The sequence below is a fragment of the Agromyces protaetiae genome (assembly GCF_030866785.1).
GTDB classification, from domain to species: domain Bacteria; phylum Actinomycetota; class Actinomycetes; order Actinomycetales; family Microbacteriaceae; genus Agromyces; species Agromyces silvae.
In genome coordinates this window covers 1,103,651-1,120,408 of sequence record NZ_CP133018.1, presented here as the reverse complement: position 1 = coordinate 1,120,408, position 16,758 = coordinate 1,103,651, and the positions used below count along the sequence as shown (strand labels likewise).

Annotated in this window: 20 protein-coding genes, 1 rRNA gene and 1 riboswitch; of the genes, 10 read left to right on the top strand and 11 right to left on the bottom strand. The window is 71.0% G+C overall.

Going from position 1 to position 16,758, the window contains the following annotated elements; genetic code table 11:
* Window positions 1–9 precede the first annotated feature (9 nt).
* Together QU602_RS05240 and QU602_RS05235 are read right to left on the bottom strand one after the other, a co-directional pair.
* A complete protein-coding gene (locus tag QU602_RS05240; RefSeq protein WP_308799167.1) occupies window positions 10–228 on the bottom strand; it encodes a helix-turn-helix transcriptional regulator in 219 nt (72 codons plus the stop codon).
* Complete coding sequence (locus QU602_RS05235; RefSeq protein WP_308799166.1) at window positions 228–653, bottom strand: hypothetical protein; 426 nt, start codon at window positions 651–653, stop codon at window positions 228–230. Before QU602_RS05235 ends, QU602_RS05240 begins: the two co-directional genes overlap by 1 nt.
* Before the next feature lie 188 nt (window positions 654–841).
* Between QU602_RS05235 and QU602_RS05230 the strand changes: the two genes are divergently transcribed.
* Entirely contained in the window at window positions 842–1,123 is a 282-nt protein-coding gene (locus QU602_RS05230; RefSeq protein WP_308799165.1) for a hypothetical protein, read from the top strand.
* On the opposite strand, the gene QU602_RS05225 is transcribed toward QU602_RS05230, so the two are convergent.
* A complete protein-coding gene (locus tag QU602_RS05225; protein WP_308799164.1) occupies window positions 1,120–1,443 on the bottom strand; it encodes a DMT family transporter in 324 nt (107 codons plus the stop codon). The two genes, QU602_RS05230 and QU602_RS05225, sit on opposite strands and share 4 nt — an antisense overlap.
* 19 nt (window positions 1,444–1,462) lie before the next feature.
* Window positions 1,463–1,528, bottom strand: a riboswitch (guanidine-III (ykkC-III) riboswitch).
* Window positions 1,529–1,598: 70 nt separating this feature from the next.
* A complete protein-coding gene (locus tag QU602_RS05220; RefSeq protein WP_308799162.1) occupies window positions 1,599–1,895 on the bottom strand; it encodes an antibiotic biosynthesis monooxygenase family protein in 297 nt (98 codons plus the stop codon).
* An 85-nt stretch (window positions 1,896–1,980) separates the two neighbouring features.
* Here QU602_RS05220 and QU602_RS05215 point away from each other — a divergent pair, with 85 nt between their 5' ends.
* The 7 genes from QU602_RS05215 to QU602_RS05185 all read left to right on the top strand — a co-directional run bounded on the left by QU602_RS05215 (window position 1,981) and on the right by QU602_RS05185 (window position 7,988).
* Window positions 1,981–2,538 (top strand): cysteine hydrolase family protein, encoded by a 558-nt coding sequence (locus tag QU602_RS05215; protein WP_308799161.1) that lies wholly within the window; start codon window positions 1,981–1,983, stop codon window positions 2,536–2,538.
* A 171-nt stretch (window positions 2,539–2,709) separates the two neighbouring features.
* Window positions 2,710–4,005, top strand: coding sequence for an O-acetylhomoserine aminocarboxypropyltransferase/cysteine synthase family protein (locus QU602_RS05210; protein WP_308799160.1), 1,296 nt, complete (start codon window positions 2,710–2,712; stop codon window positions 4,003–4,005).
* Window positions 4,006–4,118: 113 nt separating this feature from the next.
* Window positions 4,119–4,637 carry a CoA-binding protein gene (locus tag QU602_RS05205; protein WP_373692913.1) on the top strand — a complete coding sequence of 173 codons (519 nt, stop codon included), beginning with the start codon at window positions 4,119–4,121 and terminating at the stop codon, window positions 4,635–4,637.
* A gap of 117 nt (window positions 4,638–4,754) precedes the next feature.
* Complete coding sequence (locus QU602_RS05200; RefSeq protein ID WP_308799158.1) at window positions 4,755–5,282, top strand: histidine kinase; 528 nt, start codon at window positions 4,755–4,757, stop codon at window positions 5,280–5,282.
* A 25-nt stretch (window positions 5,283–5,307) separates the two neighbouring features.
* Window positions 5,308–6,174, top strand: a complete 867-nt coding sequence (locus QU602_RS05195; protein WP_308799157.1) for a DUF4097 family beta strand repeat-containing protein — start codon at window positions 5,308–5,310, stop codon at window positions 6,172–6,174.
* Between the two features lie 168 nt (window positions 6,175–6,342).
* A complete protein-coding gene (locus tag QU602_RS05190; RefSeq protein WP_308799156.1) occupies window positions 6,343–7,173 on the top strand; it encodes an ABC transporter ATP-binding protein in 831 nt (276 codons plus the stop codon).
* A 50-nt stretch (window positions 7,174–7,223) separates the two neighbouring features.
* Window positions 7,224–7,988, top strand: a complete 765-nt coding sequence (locus QU602_RS05185) for an ABC transporter permease (RefSeq protein ID WP_308800088.1) — start codon at window positions 7,224–7,226, stop codon at window positions 7,986–7,988.
* 76 nt (window positions 7,989–8,064) lie between these two features.
* Here the strand turns inward: QU602_RS05185 and QU602_RS05180 are convergent, their stop codons facing one another.
* The 3 genes from QU602_RS05180 to QU602_RS05170 all read right to left on the bottom strand — a co-directional run bounded on the left by QU602_RS05180 (window position 8,065) and on the right by QU602_RS05170 (window position 10,921).
* On the bottom strand, window positions 8,065–8,550 hold the full coding sequence (locus QU602_RS05180; RefSeq protein WP_308799154.1) for a rhodanese-like domain-containing protein: 486 nt from the start codon (window positions 8,548–8,550) through the stop codon (window positions 8,065–8,067).
* 112 nt (window positions 8,551–8,662) lie between these two features.
* Window positions 8,663–9,949 (bottom strand): M18 family aminopeptidase, encoded by a 1,287-nt coding sequence (locus QU602_RS05175; RefSeq protein WP_308799153.1) that lies wholly within the window; start codon window positions 9,947–9,949, stop codon window positions 8,663–8,665.
* A gap of 39 nt (window positions 9,950–9,988) precedes the next feature.
* Window positions 9,989–10,921 (bottom strand): DnaJ domain-containing protein, encoded by a 933-nt coding sequence (locus tag QU602_RS05170; protein WP_308799152.1) that lies wholly within the window; start codon window positions 10,919–10,921, stop codon window positions 9,989–9,991.
* A 201-nt stretch (window positions 10,922–11,122) separates the two neighbouring features.
* On the opposite strand from QU602_RS05170, the gene QU602_RS05165 reads away from it, so the two are divergent.
* A complete protein-coding gene (locus QU602_RS05165) occupies window positions 11,123–11,551 on the top strand; it encodes a DUF1761 domain-containing protein (RefSeq protein WP_308799151.1) in 429 nt (142 codons plus the stop codon).
* A gap of 18 nt (window positions 11,552–11,569) precedes the next feature.
* Here the strand turns inward: QU602_RS05165 and QU602_RS05160 are convergent, their stop codons facing one another.
* The gene (locus tag QU602_RS05160) at window positions 11,570–13,273 is read right to left on the bottom strand and encodes a DUF7059 domain-containing protein (protein WP_308799150.1); all 1,704 of its coding nucleotides are present in this window, start codon (window positions 13,271–13,273) and stop codon (window positions 11,570–11,572) included.
* A 136-nt stretch (window positions 13,274–13,409) separates the two neighbouring features.
* Between QU602_RS05160 and QU602_RS05155 the strand changes: the two genes are divergently transcribed.
* Window positions 13,410–13,742 (top strand): hypothetical protein, encoded by a 333-nt coding sequence (locus QU602_RS05155; RefSeq protein WP_308799149.1) that lies wholly within the window; start codon window positions 13,410–13,412, stop codon window positions 13,740–13,742.
* Here the strand turns inward: QU602_RS05155 and pnuC are convergent.
* The 3 genes from pnuC to rrf form a co-directional block, all read right to left on the bottom strand.
* Window positions 13,726–14,394: a nicotinamide riboside transporter PnuC gene (pnuC, locus tag QU602_RS05150; protein ID WP_308799148.1), complete on the bottom strand. Its 669-nt coding sequence runs from the start codon at window positions 14,392–14,394 to the stop codon at window positions 13,726–13,728. The genes QU602_RS05155 and pnuC overlap by 17 nt on opposite strands.
* Window positions 14,391–16,295 (bottom strand): thioredoxin domain-containing protein, encoded by a 1,905-nt coding sequence (locus tag QU602_RS05145; protein WP_308799147.1) that lies wholly within the window; start codon window positions 16,293–16,295, stop codon window positions 14,391–14,393. Before QU602_RS05145 ends, pnuC begins: the two co-directional genes overlap by 4 nt.
* A 225-nt stretch (window positions 16,296–16,520) precedes the next feature.
* Window positions 16,521–16,637: ribosomal RNA gene (gene rrf / locus QU602_RS05140) — 5S ribosomal RNA — on the bottom strand.
* Between the last annotated feature and the right edge of the window lie 121 nt (window positions 16,638–16,758).

Sequence of the window (16,758 nt, the reverse complement as noted above, 5' to 3'; positions counted from 1 at the left end):
CGAGTATGGTCACTCCTCGGGGTACTGGAACACGTCGTCGAGCGCGGTGCCGAAGACGTGCGCGATCTGGAACGCGAGCTCGAGCGTCGGCGAGTACCGCCCTTGCTCGATCGCGATGATGGTCTGACGGGTGACACCGACCCGCTTGGCGAGCTCGGCCTGAGTCAGCTCGCCGTGCGCGAAGCGCAGGGCGCGGATCGAGTTCGTGACCTTCGTGGGCTTGACCATTACTGGATGCCCCCTCGGCGGTACGCCACGAGCTTCACGGTCGCGGAGGCGAGCGCCATGAGCACGAATCCGAGGTAGAGCGCGTTCGCGATCCAGAACCAGTCCGCTTCGAGCCACGCGAGCACGAGCGCACCGATCGCGCCCGCGACGAGGAACCCGTAGCCGACGCGATCCCCCGCCCTCGCGATGTCGCGGTCGCGCTGGTCGCCGCGGTGCTCGTCGCTCGACCACACGATCTCGACGAGGATGCGCAGCACAATCGCCGCGACGATCGCGCCGACGATGGTCCAGAGCATCGGCCCGATGTAGTCGACCTCGCCGACCGGCGTCGCCGCGAGCCGCGGCAGCACGATTGCGAGGTAGACGACATACCCGGCGATCGAGATCAGCAGGTACTGCCACGTGCCCTTCTCTTCGTACGACATGTCCGCTCCGCTCCCACCCGACTCGATGTCAAGAATTCTTGACACTTCCAGTGTCAGTGATACTCGACACCATGTCAAGAATTTCTTACACGCGGCAATCCACAGGGACGAGCCGGGTGGCCGACATGAGATCCGCCATATCAATATGCTGTACGAGCCAGACTTGACTGACATGAAGGAGCGAGCTGATGACGCGAAGCACCCGAACCAACACCCCGCCGGTGCTCATCGGGGCGGGGGTGGCTGCGCAGAGCATCGGATTCGCGCTGATGGTGCTGGCCGCGCTCGCGGCGCTCGGACTCGATCGATCGGGGTACCCGATCGTGAGCTGGCTGGGGCATCCCGCTTTGATCCTGGGCGGAGCGCTGATCGGCGTCGCGGGCGGGCTCGCGACGGGCTACGGGTGGTATCTCGCTGTGGCGGCGAACGACCAGTCGACCGACGCGCGAGGAGTCGCGCCGGCGGGCTAGTGGGAGGTGTCGACGAGCTTGAGGCCGACGATGCAGCCGACGAGGCCCAGCAGGAGCAGGATCTTCGCCCACGAGACATCCGTGTCGCCCGTGATCATCGCCCAGACGACCGTGAGCGCCGCGCCGATGCCGACCCAGACCGCGTAGGCGGTGCCGGTCGCGATGTCGCGCATCGCCCACGCGAGGCCGAGCATGCTCGCGATCAGGGCGACACCGAAGACGACCGACGGCCAGAGCTTCGTGAAGCCTTCCGACTTGCCGAGCGCCGTGGCCCACACGGCCTCGAGGACACCCGACACGATGAGTACGATCCACGCCATGACTGATCACTCCTTCTTGAGTGCCAGTCTTGTCGCGTGCCGGGTACTGGGTTCCCTCGTCCGGGGCCGCCCACCGGCGACCTCCAGCGAGTGTATCGCGCCGCCCTGATCACGGCCTGTGCAGCGCCGGAAGCTCTGCCGGCCCGGGTGGGCGATCAGGCGCGCGCGACCTCGGCGAAATGTTCGACCACCGGGAACGGCTCGTAGAAGTGGTGCAGCAGCTCGCGCCACCGCTCGTACTCGGGCGAGCCCCGGAACCCGCGCTCGTGCGCCTCGACGGACTCCCACTGCACGAGCAGCAGGTACTCGTTCGGCGACTCGATCGAGCGCGAGAGCCGGAGGTCGACGAATCCGGGCATCGAGGCGATGAGACCGCGCGCCTGCGCGAAGGCGGCCTCGAACGCCGCCTCCCGCCCCGGGATGACGGGCAGGATCGCATGCTCGAGGATCATGCGGCGAGCCTAGTCGGCAGGATCCGTGCGTCGAACGGCCGCCGACCCCGTCGCGGTACTCGCGTGCGCGGCGCAGGATGGAAGCATGCAGCTCTCGGACACCGCCGCCCTCATCGTCATCGACGTGCAGCAGGGCTTTGACGACCCCGCATGGGGACCGCGTGACACTCCCGACGCGGAGGCGAACATCGGCCGCCTGGTCGCGGCATGGACGGATGCCTCGCGGCCGGTCGTGCTCGTCCGGCACGACTCGCGTTCGCCGGGGTCGCCGCTCGCGCCGGGCACACCGGGGAACGCGCTGAAAGCGGTCGTCGCCGATGCGCCGCACGACCTGTTCGTCACGAAGCACGTCAACTCGGCGTTCTACGGCGACCCCGACCTCGACGCGTGGTTGCGCGATCGCGGCATCGACGAGCTCGTGGTCTGCGGCATCCAGACGAACATGTGCGTCGAGACGACGGCGCGCATGGCCGGCAATCTCGGCTATCGCGTCGTGCTGCCGATCGACGCGACGCACACGTTCGACCTCGAAGGCCCGGGCGGCCTGCGGCTCAGTGCGGCCGAGCTCTCGCGCGCGACCGCGGTGAATCTCGCGGGCGGCGGCTTCGCCGAGGTCGTGACGACCTCCGACCTCCTTCCGTGAACCCCACGCACCCGCACCCCTCACCCCACCCCGAGCGGGGTCGCGAATGGTCGCTTCGCGGGACGCCGAGCGACGATTCGCGTCCTCGCTCCTGGTGGGGGCGGGGCATCCGTTGCCTCACGTGACGTCACGCGCGCGGGCGGGCGCGTCACGAACGGTAGCGTGAGAGGCATGGCAGACCGCGAATACGGCTTCAAGACGCGTGCGATCCACGCCGGGAACATCCCGGATGCGGCGACGGGCGCCCGCGCACTCCCGATCTACCAGTCGAGCGCGTTCGTGTTCGACGACACGGCCGACGCCGCCGCGCGGTTCGCGCTGCAGAAGTACGGCAACATCTACTCGCGGCTCGAGAACCCGACGGTCGCGAGCTTCGAGGAGCGCGTCGCGAGCCTCGAGGGCGGGCTCGGCGCGGTCGCGACCGCGAGCGGCCTCTCGGCGCAGTACATCACGTTCGCGTCGCTCGCCGGGTCGGGCGACCACATCGTCGCGTCGGCGAACCTCTACGGCGGGTCGATCACGCAGCTGGATGTCACGCTCCGCCGCTTCGGCGTCGAGACGACGTTCGTGCGCAGCGCCGACGCCGCCGACTACGCGGCCGCCATCACCCCGCAGACCAAGGCGCTGTTCGTCGAGACCATCGCGAACCCGTCGGGCGAGATCGCCGACCTCGAGGCGCTCGCGGACGTCGCACACGCGCACGGCATCCCGTTCATCGTCGACTCGACGATCGCGACGCCCTATCTGAACCGTCCGATCGAGTGGGGCGCCGACATCGTGACGCACTCGGCGACGAAGTTCCTCGGCGGGCACGGCACGACGCTCGGCGGCGTGGTCGTCGAGTCGGGCCGGTTCGACTGGCATTCCGACACGTTCCCGCTGTTCGGCCAGCCGGTGCCGAGCTACGGCGGCCTCGAGTGGTCGGGCAACTTCGGCGAGTACGCGTTCCTCACGCGCCTCCGCGCCGAGCAGCTGCGCGACATCGGCCCGGCGCTCGCGCCGCACTCCGCGTTCCTGCTCGCCCAGGGCGTCGAGACCCTGCCGTACCGCATCCAGGCGCACGTCGACAACGCACGCACGGTCGCCGAGTGGCTCGAGGCCGACCCGCGCATCGAGCACGTGTGGTGGGCGGGGCTCGCGAACCACCCGCACCACGGCCGGGCGCAGAAGTACCTGCCGAAGGGACCGGGCTCGGTGTTCAGCTTCGAGGTCAAGGGCGGGCGTGCCGTCGGGCAGGCGCTGATCGAGTCGGCGAACCTCGCGAGCCACCTCGCGAACATCGGCGACGCGAAGACGCTCATCATCCACCCGGCGTCGACCACGCACGCGCAGCTCACCGAACAGCAGCTCGTGGACGCGGGCGTCGGCCCGGGCGTCGTTCGGCTCTCGGTCGGCATCGAAGACGCCGAGGACATCATCTACGATCTCGACCAGGCGCTCACGATCGCGACGGGAGGCGCACGATGACCACGACGGATGCTTCGGCGGCGGTCCTCACGGACCAGGTGACGGATGACCCGGGCACGACGGCCTCGGAGGAGACCGAGACCATCAGGCTCGTGAACGGGCTCTCGTGCTCGCTGCCCGCGAGCTCGCCGCTCGCGAAGCTGCTGAAGAGCCAGCGCACGTGGGCCGGGCCCGACGCGAAGCAGCGGCTCGCGATCCTGCGCGCCGCGAAGTCGGTCGCGATCGTCGGCGCGTCGCCGAACCCGACCCGGTCGAGCTACTTCGTGGGCACGTACCTGCAGCAGTCGAGCGACTTCCGCCTGTTCTTCGTGAACCCGAACGCGACCGAGATCCTCGGCGAGCCCGCATACGCGAGCCTCGCGGATCTGCCCGAGGTGCCCGACATCGTCGTGGTCTTCCGCCGCGCGAGCGACATCCCGAGCGTCGTCGACGACGTCGTCGCGGCGGGCGCCAAGACGATCTGGGTGCAGCTCGGCATCTGGAACGAGGAGGCCGCGTACTACGGCGAGGAGCAGGGGCTCACCGTGGTCATGGACCGCTGCATCAAGGTCGAGCACGCCCGCTTCCACGGCGGCCTGCACCTGCTCGGCTTCGACACCGGCCAGATCTCGGCGCGTCGCACGCTGCGCTGAACCCGTCGACGCTGCGCTAAGCCCGTCGACGCAGTGACACCACTCGTGACACCATTTTTCTGATTTTCTGACACCACTTCTCTTGACATGACACCATGGTGGTGTCACCATGGTGTCATGGACCTCACGGGATACGTCGACGAACTCCAGCGCCAACTCTCGATCGCGGCCGAGGCCGGCGGCGAGCAGGCGACCGAGCTCGCGCAGCGCCTCACGGCCCCGCTCGATGCATCCGCTCGCCTCATGCTCCTCGAGGCCCTCACCGCGGCCGCCGCGGAGATCACCGCCGAACTCGCGCCGGGTTCGGTCGACGTCCGACTCCGCGGGCGCGACCCGGAGTTCATCGTGACCGCAGCGGTGCCGCCCGCGTTCCGCGCCGCGGACGAAGTCGTGCCGGCCGAGGCCCGGCCCGAGGCATCCGCTTCGATCGCGTTCGACGAGACGTCGACGAGCCGCACCACGCTCCGTCTGCCCGACCAGCTCAAGACCCAGGTCGAGCTGGCCGCGTCGCGCGACGGCGTCTCCGTCAACACCTGGCTCGTGCGCGCGATCGCCGCCGCCGTCGAGCCCGCCCCCGCGCGGCGCCCCGAATCCTCGACACCCGCCGGCGGCGACGCGAACCGCGTCACCGGCTGGGTGCGCTGACCGTCACTCCTCGAAGGAGGCACTCATGCCCACGTTCGACACTCCCCGACCCATCGCCCTCGACGTCGACCTCGCCTGGAGCGACCTGCGCGTCGTCGCGAGCGAACGCACCGACACCGTCGTCACGATCGTGCCGCTGCGCCCCGAGAAGGCCGGTGACGTCAAGGCCGCGGCCGAGGCGCAGATCGAGCTGGTCGGCGACGTGCTCACGGTGCACACGGCCAAGAGCTGGCGGATGCTCGCCCCGTTCGGCAACTCCGGCGCCGTCGACGTCACCATCGAGGTGCCCGAGGGGTCGGACCTGCACGGCAGTTCGGGCTCGGGCCGGCTTCTCACGGAAGGCGCCCTCGGCGCCGTGAGCTATCGCACGGGCTCGGGTGATGTGCGCATCGACGAGGCCGAGCGGGTCACGGTGCGCACCCCCGCGGGCGGGGTCACGATCGGTCGGGCGACCGGCGCGGTCGAGATCAACACGCCGGCCGGCAGCATCCGCATCCGCGAGCTCGCGGGCGAGGCCGTCATCAAGAACCCGAACGGCACCACGACCATCGGCGAGGTGACCGGCGCGCTCACCGTGCATGGCGCGCACGCCGACATCATGATCCAGAACGCCCGCGGCCGGGTCACCGCCAAGAGCGCCTACGGCGCGATCGTCGTCGAACGCATCGACGGCGGCGAAGCGCAGCTCGAGACCGGCTACGGCACGATCGAGGTCGGCATCGGCGAAGCCACCGCCGCGTGGCTCGACGTCTCGAGCGAGCACGGCTCGGTGCGAAACATGCTGACGCCATCGGATGCACCGGGCGCCGACGAGAGCACCGTCGAGCTCCGCGCCCGATCCAACTGGGGAGACATCCTGATCCGCCGACCCGACCGAGCGCCCACGCGCTAGCCGCTCTCCGCCGGCCGCGCTGCGCGAGCGCACCAGCGGCACCACCGCCCTTCGAGGCTCGACCCGCCGGACCAAGCACGTCCGCAGGCGGGACCGCCGAGTGCGCCCTCGCGCACCGCCCACCTCACCCACCACGTTCCATCAGCCATCAGAGAACTGGACGAAATCATGACCATATCAGCCCCATCCATCCGCGTCCGCGGCCTCGAGAAGTCCTACCCGCAGAAGAAGGAGACGCTGCACGTGCTGCGCGGCGTCGACTTCGACGTCGAGCGCGGCAGCATCTTCGCCCTGCTCGGCTCGAACGGCGCCGGCAAGACCACCGTCGTGCGCATCCTCTCGACGCTGCTGAAGGCCGACGCCGGCACCGCCACCGTCGACGGCCTCGACGTCGCGACCCAGGGCGGCCGGGTCCGCAACGCCATCAGCCTCACCGGCCAGTTCGCGGCCGTGGACGAGGTGCTCACCGGCCGCGAGAATCTCGTGCTGGTCGCGAAGCTCCGGCACGTGAAGCGCCCGGAGGCGATCGCCGACGAGCTCCTCGCACGATTCGCCCTCACCGACGCCGGCGGCCGGCGCGCGGCGACGTACTCCGGCGGCATGCGCCGACGGCTCGACATCGCCATGAGCCTGATCGGAAACCCATCGGTGATCTTCCTCGACGAACCGACGACCGGGCTCGACCCGCAGGCTCGTCTCGAGGTCTGGCAGACCGTGAAGCAGCTTGCGGAGGGCGGCACGACCGTGCTGCTCACCACGCAGTACCTCGACGAGGCCGAGCATCTCGCCGACCGCATCGCGATCCTGCACCGCGGCACGATCGTTCAGAACGGCACACTCGCCGAGCTGAAGCAGCTGCTGCCGCCCGCCAAGGTCGAGTACGTCGAGAAGCAGCCCTCGCTCGAGGATGTGTTCCTCGCGCTCGTGGGCGAGGCCGAGCCGGCCGAGACACCCGTCGAGCCCGGGCTCGACGACGCACGTGAAGGAGCAGACCGATGACCACCACCCTCCCCGCTGCGACCGAACCCACCTCGAAGAAGGAGACCTCGATGACCACGCACGTCCTCGGCGACACCGGTATCCTCACCGCCCGCTCGCTCCGGCACATCCTGCGCAGCCCCGACACCATCATCACCACCGCGGTCACGCCGATCGCGCTGATGCTGCTGTTCACCTACGTGCTCGGCGGGGCGATCAACACGGGATCGGGCGAGTCGTACGTCGACTACATGCTGCCCGGCATCCTGCTCATCACGGTCGCGTCGGGTGTCGCGTACACCGCGTACCGGCTGTTCCTCGATCTGCAGGGCGGCATCTTCGAACGGTTCCAGTCCATGCCGATCGCGAGATCGAGCGTGCTCTGGGCGCACGTCCTCACGTCGCTGGTCGCGAACCTCGCGTCCATGGCGATCGTCGTCGGCGTGGCCCTGCTGATGGGGTTCCGCACGGGCGCCTCGGTGCTCGCGTGGCTCGCGGTCGTCGGCATCCTCGTGCTGTTCACGCTCGCGCTGACCTGGCTCGCGGTCATCGCGGGGCTCTCGGCGAAGACCGTCGACGGCGCGAGCGCGTTCAGCTACCCGCTGATCTTCCTGCCGTTCATCAGCTCGGCGTTCGTGCCGACCGACTCGATGCCGGCGCCGGTCGCGTGGTTCGCGGAGCACCAGCCCGTGACCTCGATCGTGGACACCATCCGCGCGCTGTTCGCGGGCCAGCCCGTCGGCGGCGACATCTGGATCGCGCTCGCGTGGCTCGTCGGCATCCTCGTCGTCGCCTACGGGTTCGCGGTCGCGATCTACCGGAAGAAGATCAGCTGACGGGTCGACGCGCCGACGCATACGGCGAGACCCGGTGGGCGGCTCCACGGAGCGGCCCGCCGGGTCCCGTGTCGTGTCAGCAGGCGCAGGCGAAGACCGGACCGCCGGTCGGCACCACATTGGTGAGCGGGTCGGGTGTCGGATGCGTGAGCCCCTCGGCCGTCTCGATCTCGAAACCCTCGCGCGCCCAGTACTCGAAGCCGCCGAGCATCTCTTTCACGGGATGGCCGAGCAGCGCGAACTCGAGCGCGGCGCGCGTCGCACCGTTGCAGCCGGGCCCCCAGCAGTAGACCACGACCGGCGTGCCGGGCGCGATGAGCGTGGCCGCACGCTCGCGGATCCATCGCGTCGGCAGGTGCACGGCACCCGGCACGTGCCCCTGCGCCCAGGCCTCGTCACTGCGCGAGTCGATGAGCACGAAACCCTGATCGGCGGCGAGCGCGGCGCGCACGTCCGAGACATCCGTCTCGAAGTCGAGCCGGCCCCGGAAATGACGCACGGCGTCCGCAGAGGTCGCGACGTGCTCGAAGAGGGCGCTGGTACGTACGGCGGAATCGGTCATGCGCCGAGCCTGGCAGCCGCGATCGCACGCGCGCCCGTCAGATCCCGACCGGATTCGATGACTTCCCGCCATCCTCCCGCACGCGCCTCGGCGCTCGACACGTGTGTCGCCGTCAGGCGCCCGCGAAGAAGGACTCGACCGCGCGGCCGAGCGCGGCGAGGTCGTCGACGTGCGCGAGCTCGCGCGCCGAGTGCATCGAGAGCAGCGGTACGCCGACATCGACCGTGCGGATCCCGAGTCGCGTCGCGGAGATCGGGCCGATCGTCGAGCCGCACGGGATCGCATTGTTCGACACGAACGGCTGCGTCGTGACTCCCGAAGCACGGCACACCCGCTCCCACAGGGCCGAGCCCACCGCGTCGGTCGCGTAGCGCTGGTTGGCGTTGAGCTTCAGCAACGGACCGCCGCCGAGCACCGGCCGGTTCACCGGGTCGTGCTTCTCGGGGTAGTTCGGGTGCACGGCGTGTCCCGCGTCGGAGGAGAGCAGCCACGAGTCGGCGAACGCACGACGACGTTCGTCGTCGCTCGCGCCCAGCCCCACCGCGATGCGCGAGAGCACATCCTCGAGGAACGGGCCGGCCGCGCCCGAGCGCGACTCCGATCCGAGCTCCTCGTGATCGAACGCGGCCAGCACCGGGAGATGCGCCGGCGCCGAGGCATCCGTCCCGCCCTCGTGCGCGGCCAGCAGGCCGGCCAGACCCGCGTAGACCGACGTGAGGTTGTCCATGCGGCCCGCGGCGAAGAACACGTCGTCGCGGCCGAAACGCTCGGGCGCGGTGGTCGCCGCGGTGAGCACGTCGTGCCCGGCGACGTCGGCGCGCGTGACTCCCGCGCGCTCGGCGAGGAGGGCGAGGATGTCCCCGGGCTCGCCCGCGGCCCAGATCGGCTGCACGTGCCGCTGCCGGTCGAGCGTGAGCCCCTTGTTCGCCTCACGGTCGAGGTGGATGGCGAGCTGCGGGATGCGCAGCATCGGGCCCGTGCGCACGAGGTGCTCGGCGCCGTCGACCGTCACCAGCCGGCCGGCCAGCTCGAGCTCGCGGTCGAGCCACGAGTTCAGCAGCGGGCCGCCGTAGACCTCGACGTTCGCCTGGCTGAGGCCGGCCGCCTCGCTCGACGGGTTCGGCTTGAGCTTGAAGCCGGGCGAGTCGGTGTGCGCGCCGAGGATGCGGAACGGCGACGACGCGTCGACGGACTCGGGCTGCACCCACGCGATCACCGCGCCGTCGCGCACCACGACGCGGCCGCCGGCACCCGTCGGCCAGGCGTCGCGTTCGTCGAGCCGCGCGAACCCCACGGCCTCGAGTCGGCGGGCCACCTCGGCCGCAGCGTGGTAAGACGAAGGCGAGGCCTTGATGAACTCGGCGAAATCGGAAACGTACGCGTCGGTCGCAACAGCCATGGTGCGACCAGCCTACCGAGGCCCGCCGATGCCAGGCGTCTACTCGGCGAACCGCACCGCAGCCTGCAGCCGCGAGCGCACCTCCATGACCTCGGTGCCGCCGAGGTGCGCCGACCCCGGCAACCCCTCGCGCACGGCGCTGAGCAGCCGCGACCGGCGGACGAGCGCGACCCCGGCGCCACGCACGGTGCCGCCGAGCTCCATCGGCTCGGCGAGGTGCTCGTCGGGCACGACGACCATGAGCGCCGTCGGCTTCACACGCGCGGCTCGGCCGATCGCCTTCGCCCGTGCGGCGAGCGCCCGGATCGGCCGCTCGCCGTCGAGCGCCTCGCCGACGATCTCGCCGCGGTGCATCGACACCTCGCCGCCCCAGTCCTCCGACTGGATGGCGAACAGGCCGGACGGACCCAGCACGAGGTGGTCGAGCTTCGGCGGGAGCCCGGGACCTGCGGCCTCCGTCGCCAGGTCATGCCAGATCGTGTACGCGATGCCGAGCGAGGGCAGTGCGCGCGCCGTCGCCTCCTCGGCGATCGCGTCCGCGAGGATGTGCCGCAGCTCGCGCGGTGCGGAGCGCACGAGCGCCGGATCGTACGGATCCTCGAGTTCGACGCCGCGCCCCGCCCACTCGCGGACGAGCACGAGATACCGCTCGCGCGAGAACCCGCCCGGGTGGCCGTACGCGCGCGCGAGGGGCCGCGAGTCCCGGCGCGCCTTCGGCGCGGTCGGCGCCCATGCCTCGCGCACCGGCGTGCCTGCGGTGCCGCGGCCGCGGTCGAACGCGGCGCGCGCCTCGGGCGTGCCGACGAGCTCCCAGGCCCGTTGCACCGCATGGAAGGCCGCGGGATCGCCGCCGGTGTCTGGGTGCGCCTGGCGAAGCGCCTTCCGGTAGGCGGCGCGCAGCGCCGTCGCGTCGGCGTCGGCGGGCACGCCGAGCACCTCGTACGGGGAGTCGGACAACGGACTTGTGGCCATGGGCTCGCTTTCGCGCGGGATGCCTCACGAGGATACCCGCGCCGGCTGAGCCCGCGCCTGAACAGCATCCATCGGCGCCCTGAACCCACTTCATTGTGTACTGAGTTCACGAAGTGTGCACAGCTCGCGAAATCGAGGATGCCTCGCCGCTAGACTCCGGGCACGAGGCCGCTGCCGCGGCCGGTCCTGCGGAGGTCTGCCATGTTCGTCGATGTCAACTACTGGGCGGTCATCGTCGCCACCCTCTCCACCCTCGTCATCGGGTCCGTCTGGTACACCCCTCGGGTGTTCGGCACGCGCTGGGCGGAGCTCGCGAAGGTCGACCTCGACTCGACGAGCGGCGCGGTCGGGGCGATCATCACCACGGTGATCGTGAGCTTCATCAGCGCGTGGGTGCTCGCGCTCGCCACGCAGACCGCGTGGCTCGCGTTCGACGGCGGGTACCTCGGCACCGCGGTCGCCGTCGGCACCATGCTCTGGGCCGGATTCACGGCGGCGAGGTTCATCACCCATGACGCCTTCGAGCGGCGCCCCGCCGCCCTCACGCTGCTCAACATCTCGCACGAGCTCGTCACCGTGATCGTCATGGCGCTCATCATCGGCGTCTGGCCGCCCGCGGGCACCGTCTGAGCGCTCGCGGCGCCCCGGTCAGGGCACGGGCGGTGCGGCGACCGAAGGCACGGCCGAAGCCGCCACCGCCGACGCCGCCACCACCGCCGACGACGCCGCCACCGCCGGACGCAGGATGCCCGCGTGCACGAGGTCACGCACCTGCGGCGCGAGCTCGTCCCACAGCGCGGTGGGGTCCACCTCGAGCAGGTCGGCGATGGCGTCGGCGAGCACACCGAGCGGGAGCGTGCCGTCCGCGGCGCCCACGAGCGCCGCGACCGCGGTGCCGACGTCGATCACCCGGCCGAATCCGCCGCCCTGGCGCAGCAGGATCACCGTCGGCGACTCGGCGCCCGGCCAGTGGTGCCGCTCCTCCGTCACATCGGGTGCGACCTCGACAGCGAACGCACGAAGGCCCCGGTCGTCGACACGAGCCAGCTCGTCGTCGGCGTCGAGCACCGCTGCGAGGTGCGCGCCGAGGCCGCCGGGATTCTCTCCGGCCGCGCCGTGCAGCCGTTCCGTGCGCCGCATCCGCGGCACCTCCCCCGGCGCGGGCTTCCGCAGCAGCACGTACCCGAACCCGACGCCCACGACCCCGCGCTCGGCGAAGTCCGTGAGCCAGGCCTCGTGCAACGCCTCGAACGCGGTGGTGCCGACGCGCGTGCCGCCGTCGCGGATCCAGGTCTCGGCGTACCGGGTCGGGTCGAGCACCTCGCGCTCGATCACCCAGTATTCGAGCCCAGCCTCGTCGAGCCAGGACGCGACGCGTTCGAGCCCGTCGACGCCCGGCCGACGCTCCCAGTTGGCCAGGAACTGGGCGATGCCACCGGGGGCGAGCCGGTCGGCCGCGCCGCGCAGCACCGCCTCGACGAGCGCATCGCCCACGAGTCCGCCGTCGCGGTATTCGTAGGCCGGCACACCCTCGCGGCGCGGCGTGATCACGAACGGCGGGTTCGACACGATCCGGTCGAACGTCTCGCCGGCGACCGGCTCGTACAGACTGCCGAGCCGGAACTCGATCGAGGAGACGCCGTTCAGCCGCGCGGTGAACCGCGCGAACGCCAGCGCGCGCGCCGAGACATCCGTCGCGACGACCCGCTCGCTGAACCTGGCCGCGTGCATCGCCTGGATGCCGCTGCCCGTGCCGAGGTCGAGGGTGACCGCCGCCGGGCGCTGCAGGAGCAGGCCGCTGAGCGTCGTCGTGGCACCGCCGACCCCCAGCACGTGATCCTCGGGAAGCGCGCCACCGGTCGCGAGCTCACCCGGGTCGGACGCGATCCACCACTCCCCTTCGCCGACCGCGTCGGCGAAGGCGTAGGGGCGAACGTCCACGAGCGCAGCGACGCGGGCGGGTACGGCGGGATCGGCCCCGGCGGCGGATGCCACGAGCCCGAGTTCGACCGCACCCGCGAGGCCGAGGCGCGGCAGCGCCGCCGCGACCTCGTCCGCCGGCTGCGGCAGGCCCAGCAGGAACAGCCGGGTCAGCGTGGCGCATGGGGCATCCGCGCCGGAGACCGATGCGAGCGCTCGAAACGCGGGCACGCGGTGCCCACGGCGCAGCGCCTCGCCGGGGTCGAGCTCGCCACCGTATCGGCGCCATAGCGCCTCGACCCCGGCGACCGAGTAGCCGGCCGATCCGAGGTCGGCGCGCAGCGCGTCGACGAGGGCGACGGTCTCGGCGGACGGGTCATCCCGCTCCCAACGGGCAGGGAACGTCGTGCGGTCCGGCTCAGGCAGCTGCATCCGTCCATTCAATCAGCGCGCCGCGGGACATCCGTTCGTCATCTGACGGTCACGCTGGGACGTGCGCTGTAACCGCGCCGTCATACGTCGCCCGTACGTTGGGTAGCATCGACACCACCATCGAGGGAGGTCTCGCATGACCGAGGCGACGACGCTCGACCGACTGCGTCAAGACGCCCGCGACGAACTCGCGGCGCTCATCGAGCTGCGGTGCCGGCTCGGCGAGGATCCGTGGTCGTTCCTGCCCGAGCTGCCGTCGGTCGACGAGCAGGTGGTCGCGACGCTCCGCGAAGACCGTCTGCACTCCGAGCGCTGGAGTCTCGCGCGCGCTCGCGCGCACCACCCGGCGGCACGCTCCGGCGACGCCGAACGTTTCGAGTTCGACATCCTCCGCGACATCGCCATGGACCACCCCGAGCTGTCGACCGCCGTCTGGGCCCTGCTCGACCGCATCACGGCACCGTGGTGACCCCGCGCGACCTGCGCTGAATACGCGACCACGTGATGAACCCGACGAGCGTGAACACGCCGTAGAACCCGTAGAGCAGCGCCGAGGCGTAGTAGCCGGCGCTCACGAGCAACGGCACACCCACGATGTCGACCGCGATCCAGATCAGCCAGAACTCGGTCCAGCCCTTCGCCATGCCCCAGGTCGCCAGGAACGAGCCCACGAAGATCCAGGCATCAGCCCAGACCGGTTCGAAGGATCCGAGCGCTTGGAACACCGGCGTGAGCGCGAGCGTTCCACCGACCATGCCGAGGCCGAGCGCGACGCGCACCTTCCAGCTCGCCCAGCGCGGCTCGACGGCCACGTGGTCCGCGCTCGCATGACGGTGTCGGGCCCACTCGATCCAGCCATAGATCGATACGGCGATGAACAGCAGCTGCCGCCCGGCCTGGCCGAGCAGGTTCACGGGGTTCGGCGTGTGGAAGACCGCACCGAGGAACACCGTGAACAGCAGCGCGTTGCCGACGATGCCGACGGGCCAGGCCCACACTTTTCGGCGCAGCCCGCCGAGCGCGCTCGCCAGTCCGAACCCGTTGCCGACGATCTCACGCCACAGGATCTGCTGATCGCCGATCGTGAGCGTCGCATCGAAGAGCCACTCGAACGGGTTCATCCGGCCGCGAGCTTCTCGAGCGCGGCGGCGTCCTCGACGGGCAGCGCGCAGACGAACGCCTCGCACCGGTAGGCCCGGCCGCGTTCACCGGCGGTCCGGGCGGCGAACAGCTCGAATCCGGCGGCGGCGAACGCGCGCGCCTGCGCATCGGTCACCACGACCGCGACGGATGCCTCGTGGTGCCGCGTCGCCGCGACGAGCTCCGTGATCCGGCGATCCGCCGAGTCGCGGCCGGTGGATGGCGCAGGGTCGGATGGCGCAGGGTCCGGGAGCACCGTGACGACCTGCACGAGCGGGGCGGTCAGCTCGGACATGAGCGCGAGCGCGCCGCCGAACGCCATGGGCCGCTCGACCGCGACGGCCGCCACGCCGGCCATCGCCGCGGTCGCGGCCTCGAGGTACCGGTCGCCCGCGCCGAGCGCGGAGAGCAGCCAGGCGGCACGCGCGGTCGACGTCACGCCCGACGGAGTCGCGCCCTCGGCCGGGTCGGGCGGCAGCGCGAGCCCGTGCGCGTCGAGGACCGGATCGGCGCCCCCAGGGACGCCGAACGGGAGCCCGTCGCGAGCTGCATCGAGCGCCGCGTCGACCAGCTCACGCGCGATCCGCGCCCACCGCACCTCACCGGTCGCGAGCGACAGCTCGAGCAGGCCCTCGGCGAGCATGCCGGTGTCTTCGAGCGCCGGCCGCGCTTCGGACGCCCGGCCGTCACGGGACGCACGGACGAGCGTCCCGTCGGCGCGGAGGTGCGCCGCGGTCAGGCTTTCTGCCGCGCGCCGGGCCGTCTGGATCACGGCCGGGTCGCCGAATGCGGCCCCCGCGCGGGCGAGTGCGCCGATCGCGAGGCCGTTCCAGCCCGTGAGCACCTTCTCGTCGAGGGCGGGCGGCGCGAGCTCGGCACGTGCGACGGCATCGCGCCGGTAGTACCCGCCTTCGTCGCGTCGGCCGTCGATGACGCTTTCGGAGTCCTGTGCGCTCGCGAACATGCCGGATGGGAGCCGCATGACGGTCGTGAGGAACCGGATGAGCCCGTTCGCCAGGTCTGACAGCCAGTGTTCGCTCCGGCCCGAACGCCTCAGGTCGGCGGCGACGCCGAGCAGCAACGCGTTGTCTGAGAGCATGCGTTCGTAATGCGGCTCGGTCCAGTCGGCGCGGGTCGCATAGCGGAAGAAGCCGCCCTCGACCGGGTCCCGGAGCGCCGAGGCGCCCATCCGCCGCATCGTGCGGGTCGCGAGTTCCTGGCCCTCGGGGCTCGCCGCGGTCAGGAAGGCGAGCACGGGCGCCACGGGGAACTTGGGTGCGCCGCCGAACCCGCCGTGCTCGAGGTCCTCGTCGTCGGCGAGGCGCCGAACGGCATCCGCGATCGCCGCCTGGTCAGGCACCCCGGTGCCCTCAGGGACGAGGGCGGCTGCGGCCAGTGCCTCGGCGACCGCGTCGGCCGTGCGCTCGAGCTCCCCGCGACGGTCGCGCCAGGCTTCCGAGACCGCGGCGAGCACCTCTCGAAAGGACGGCACGCCCTGCACCGGCCGTGGTGGGAAGTAGGTGCCGGCGTAGAACGTGCGCCCCTTGGGGTCGGCGAACACGGTGAGCGGCCAGCCGAGTTGCCGGGTGAAGGCGCTCGCGGCGGCGAGGTAGCTGCCGTCGACGCCCGGGTGTTCCTCGCGATCCACCTTGATCGCGACGAATCGCTCGTTCAGGAGCTGAGCGATCTCGGGGTCGCTGAAGCTCTCGCGCGCCATGACGTGGCACCAATGACACGTCGCGTAGCCGACGGAGATGAGCACGGGCACGTCTCGTTCGACGGCCGCCTGGAACGCCTCGGGTCCCCACGGGTACCAGTCCACGGGATTGTCGGCGTGCGCCCGGAGGTACGGGCTCACCGCCTCCGCGAGTCGCTCGGCCATAGAGGTAGTCAAACACGAAGAGCCACCCAGCATCGCGATGATGCCGCGTGGCTCTCCGGTGCGGTGAAACACGAAGAGCCACCCAGCATCGCGATGACGCCGCGTGGCTCTCCGGTGCGGTGAAACACGAAGAGCCACCCAGCATCGCGATGATACTGCGTGGCGCTTCGGTGCGGTGAAACACGAAGAGCCACCCAGCTTTGGGTGGCTCTTCGTTCAAAGAATGTCCGGCGGTGTCCTACTCTCCCACAGGGTCCCCCCTGCAGTACCATCGGCGCTGCGAGTCTTAGCTTCCGGGTTCGGAATGTGTCCGGGCGTTTCCCTCGCGCTATGGCCGCCGAAACTCTGGCCACACCCACGGGTCGCACCTTTGGGTGCGGGTTGGGGTGTGTGGTCTCGTGGCCCAACCCTGTGGCACCGTGTGCGGGTGTCAGGGGGTTGGGGTGTTCAAGTGTTGAGTTGT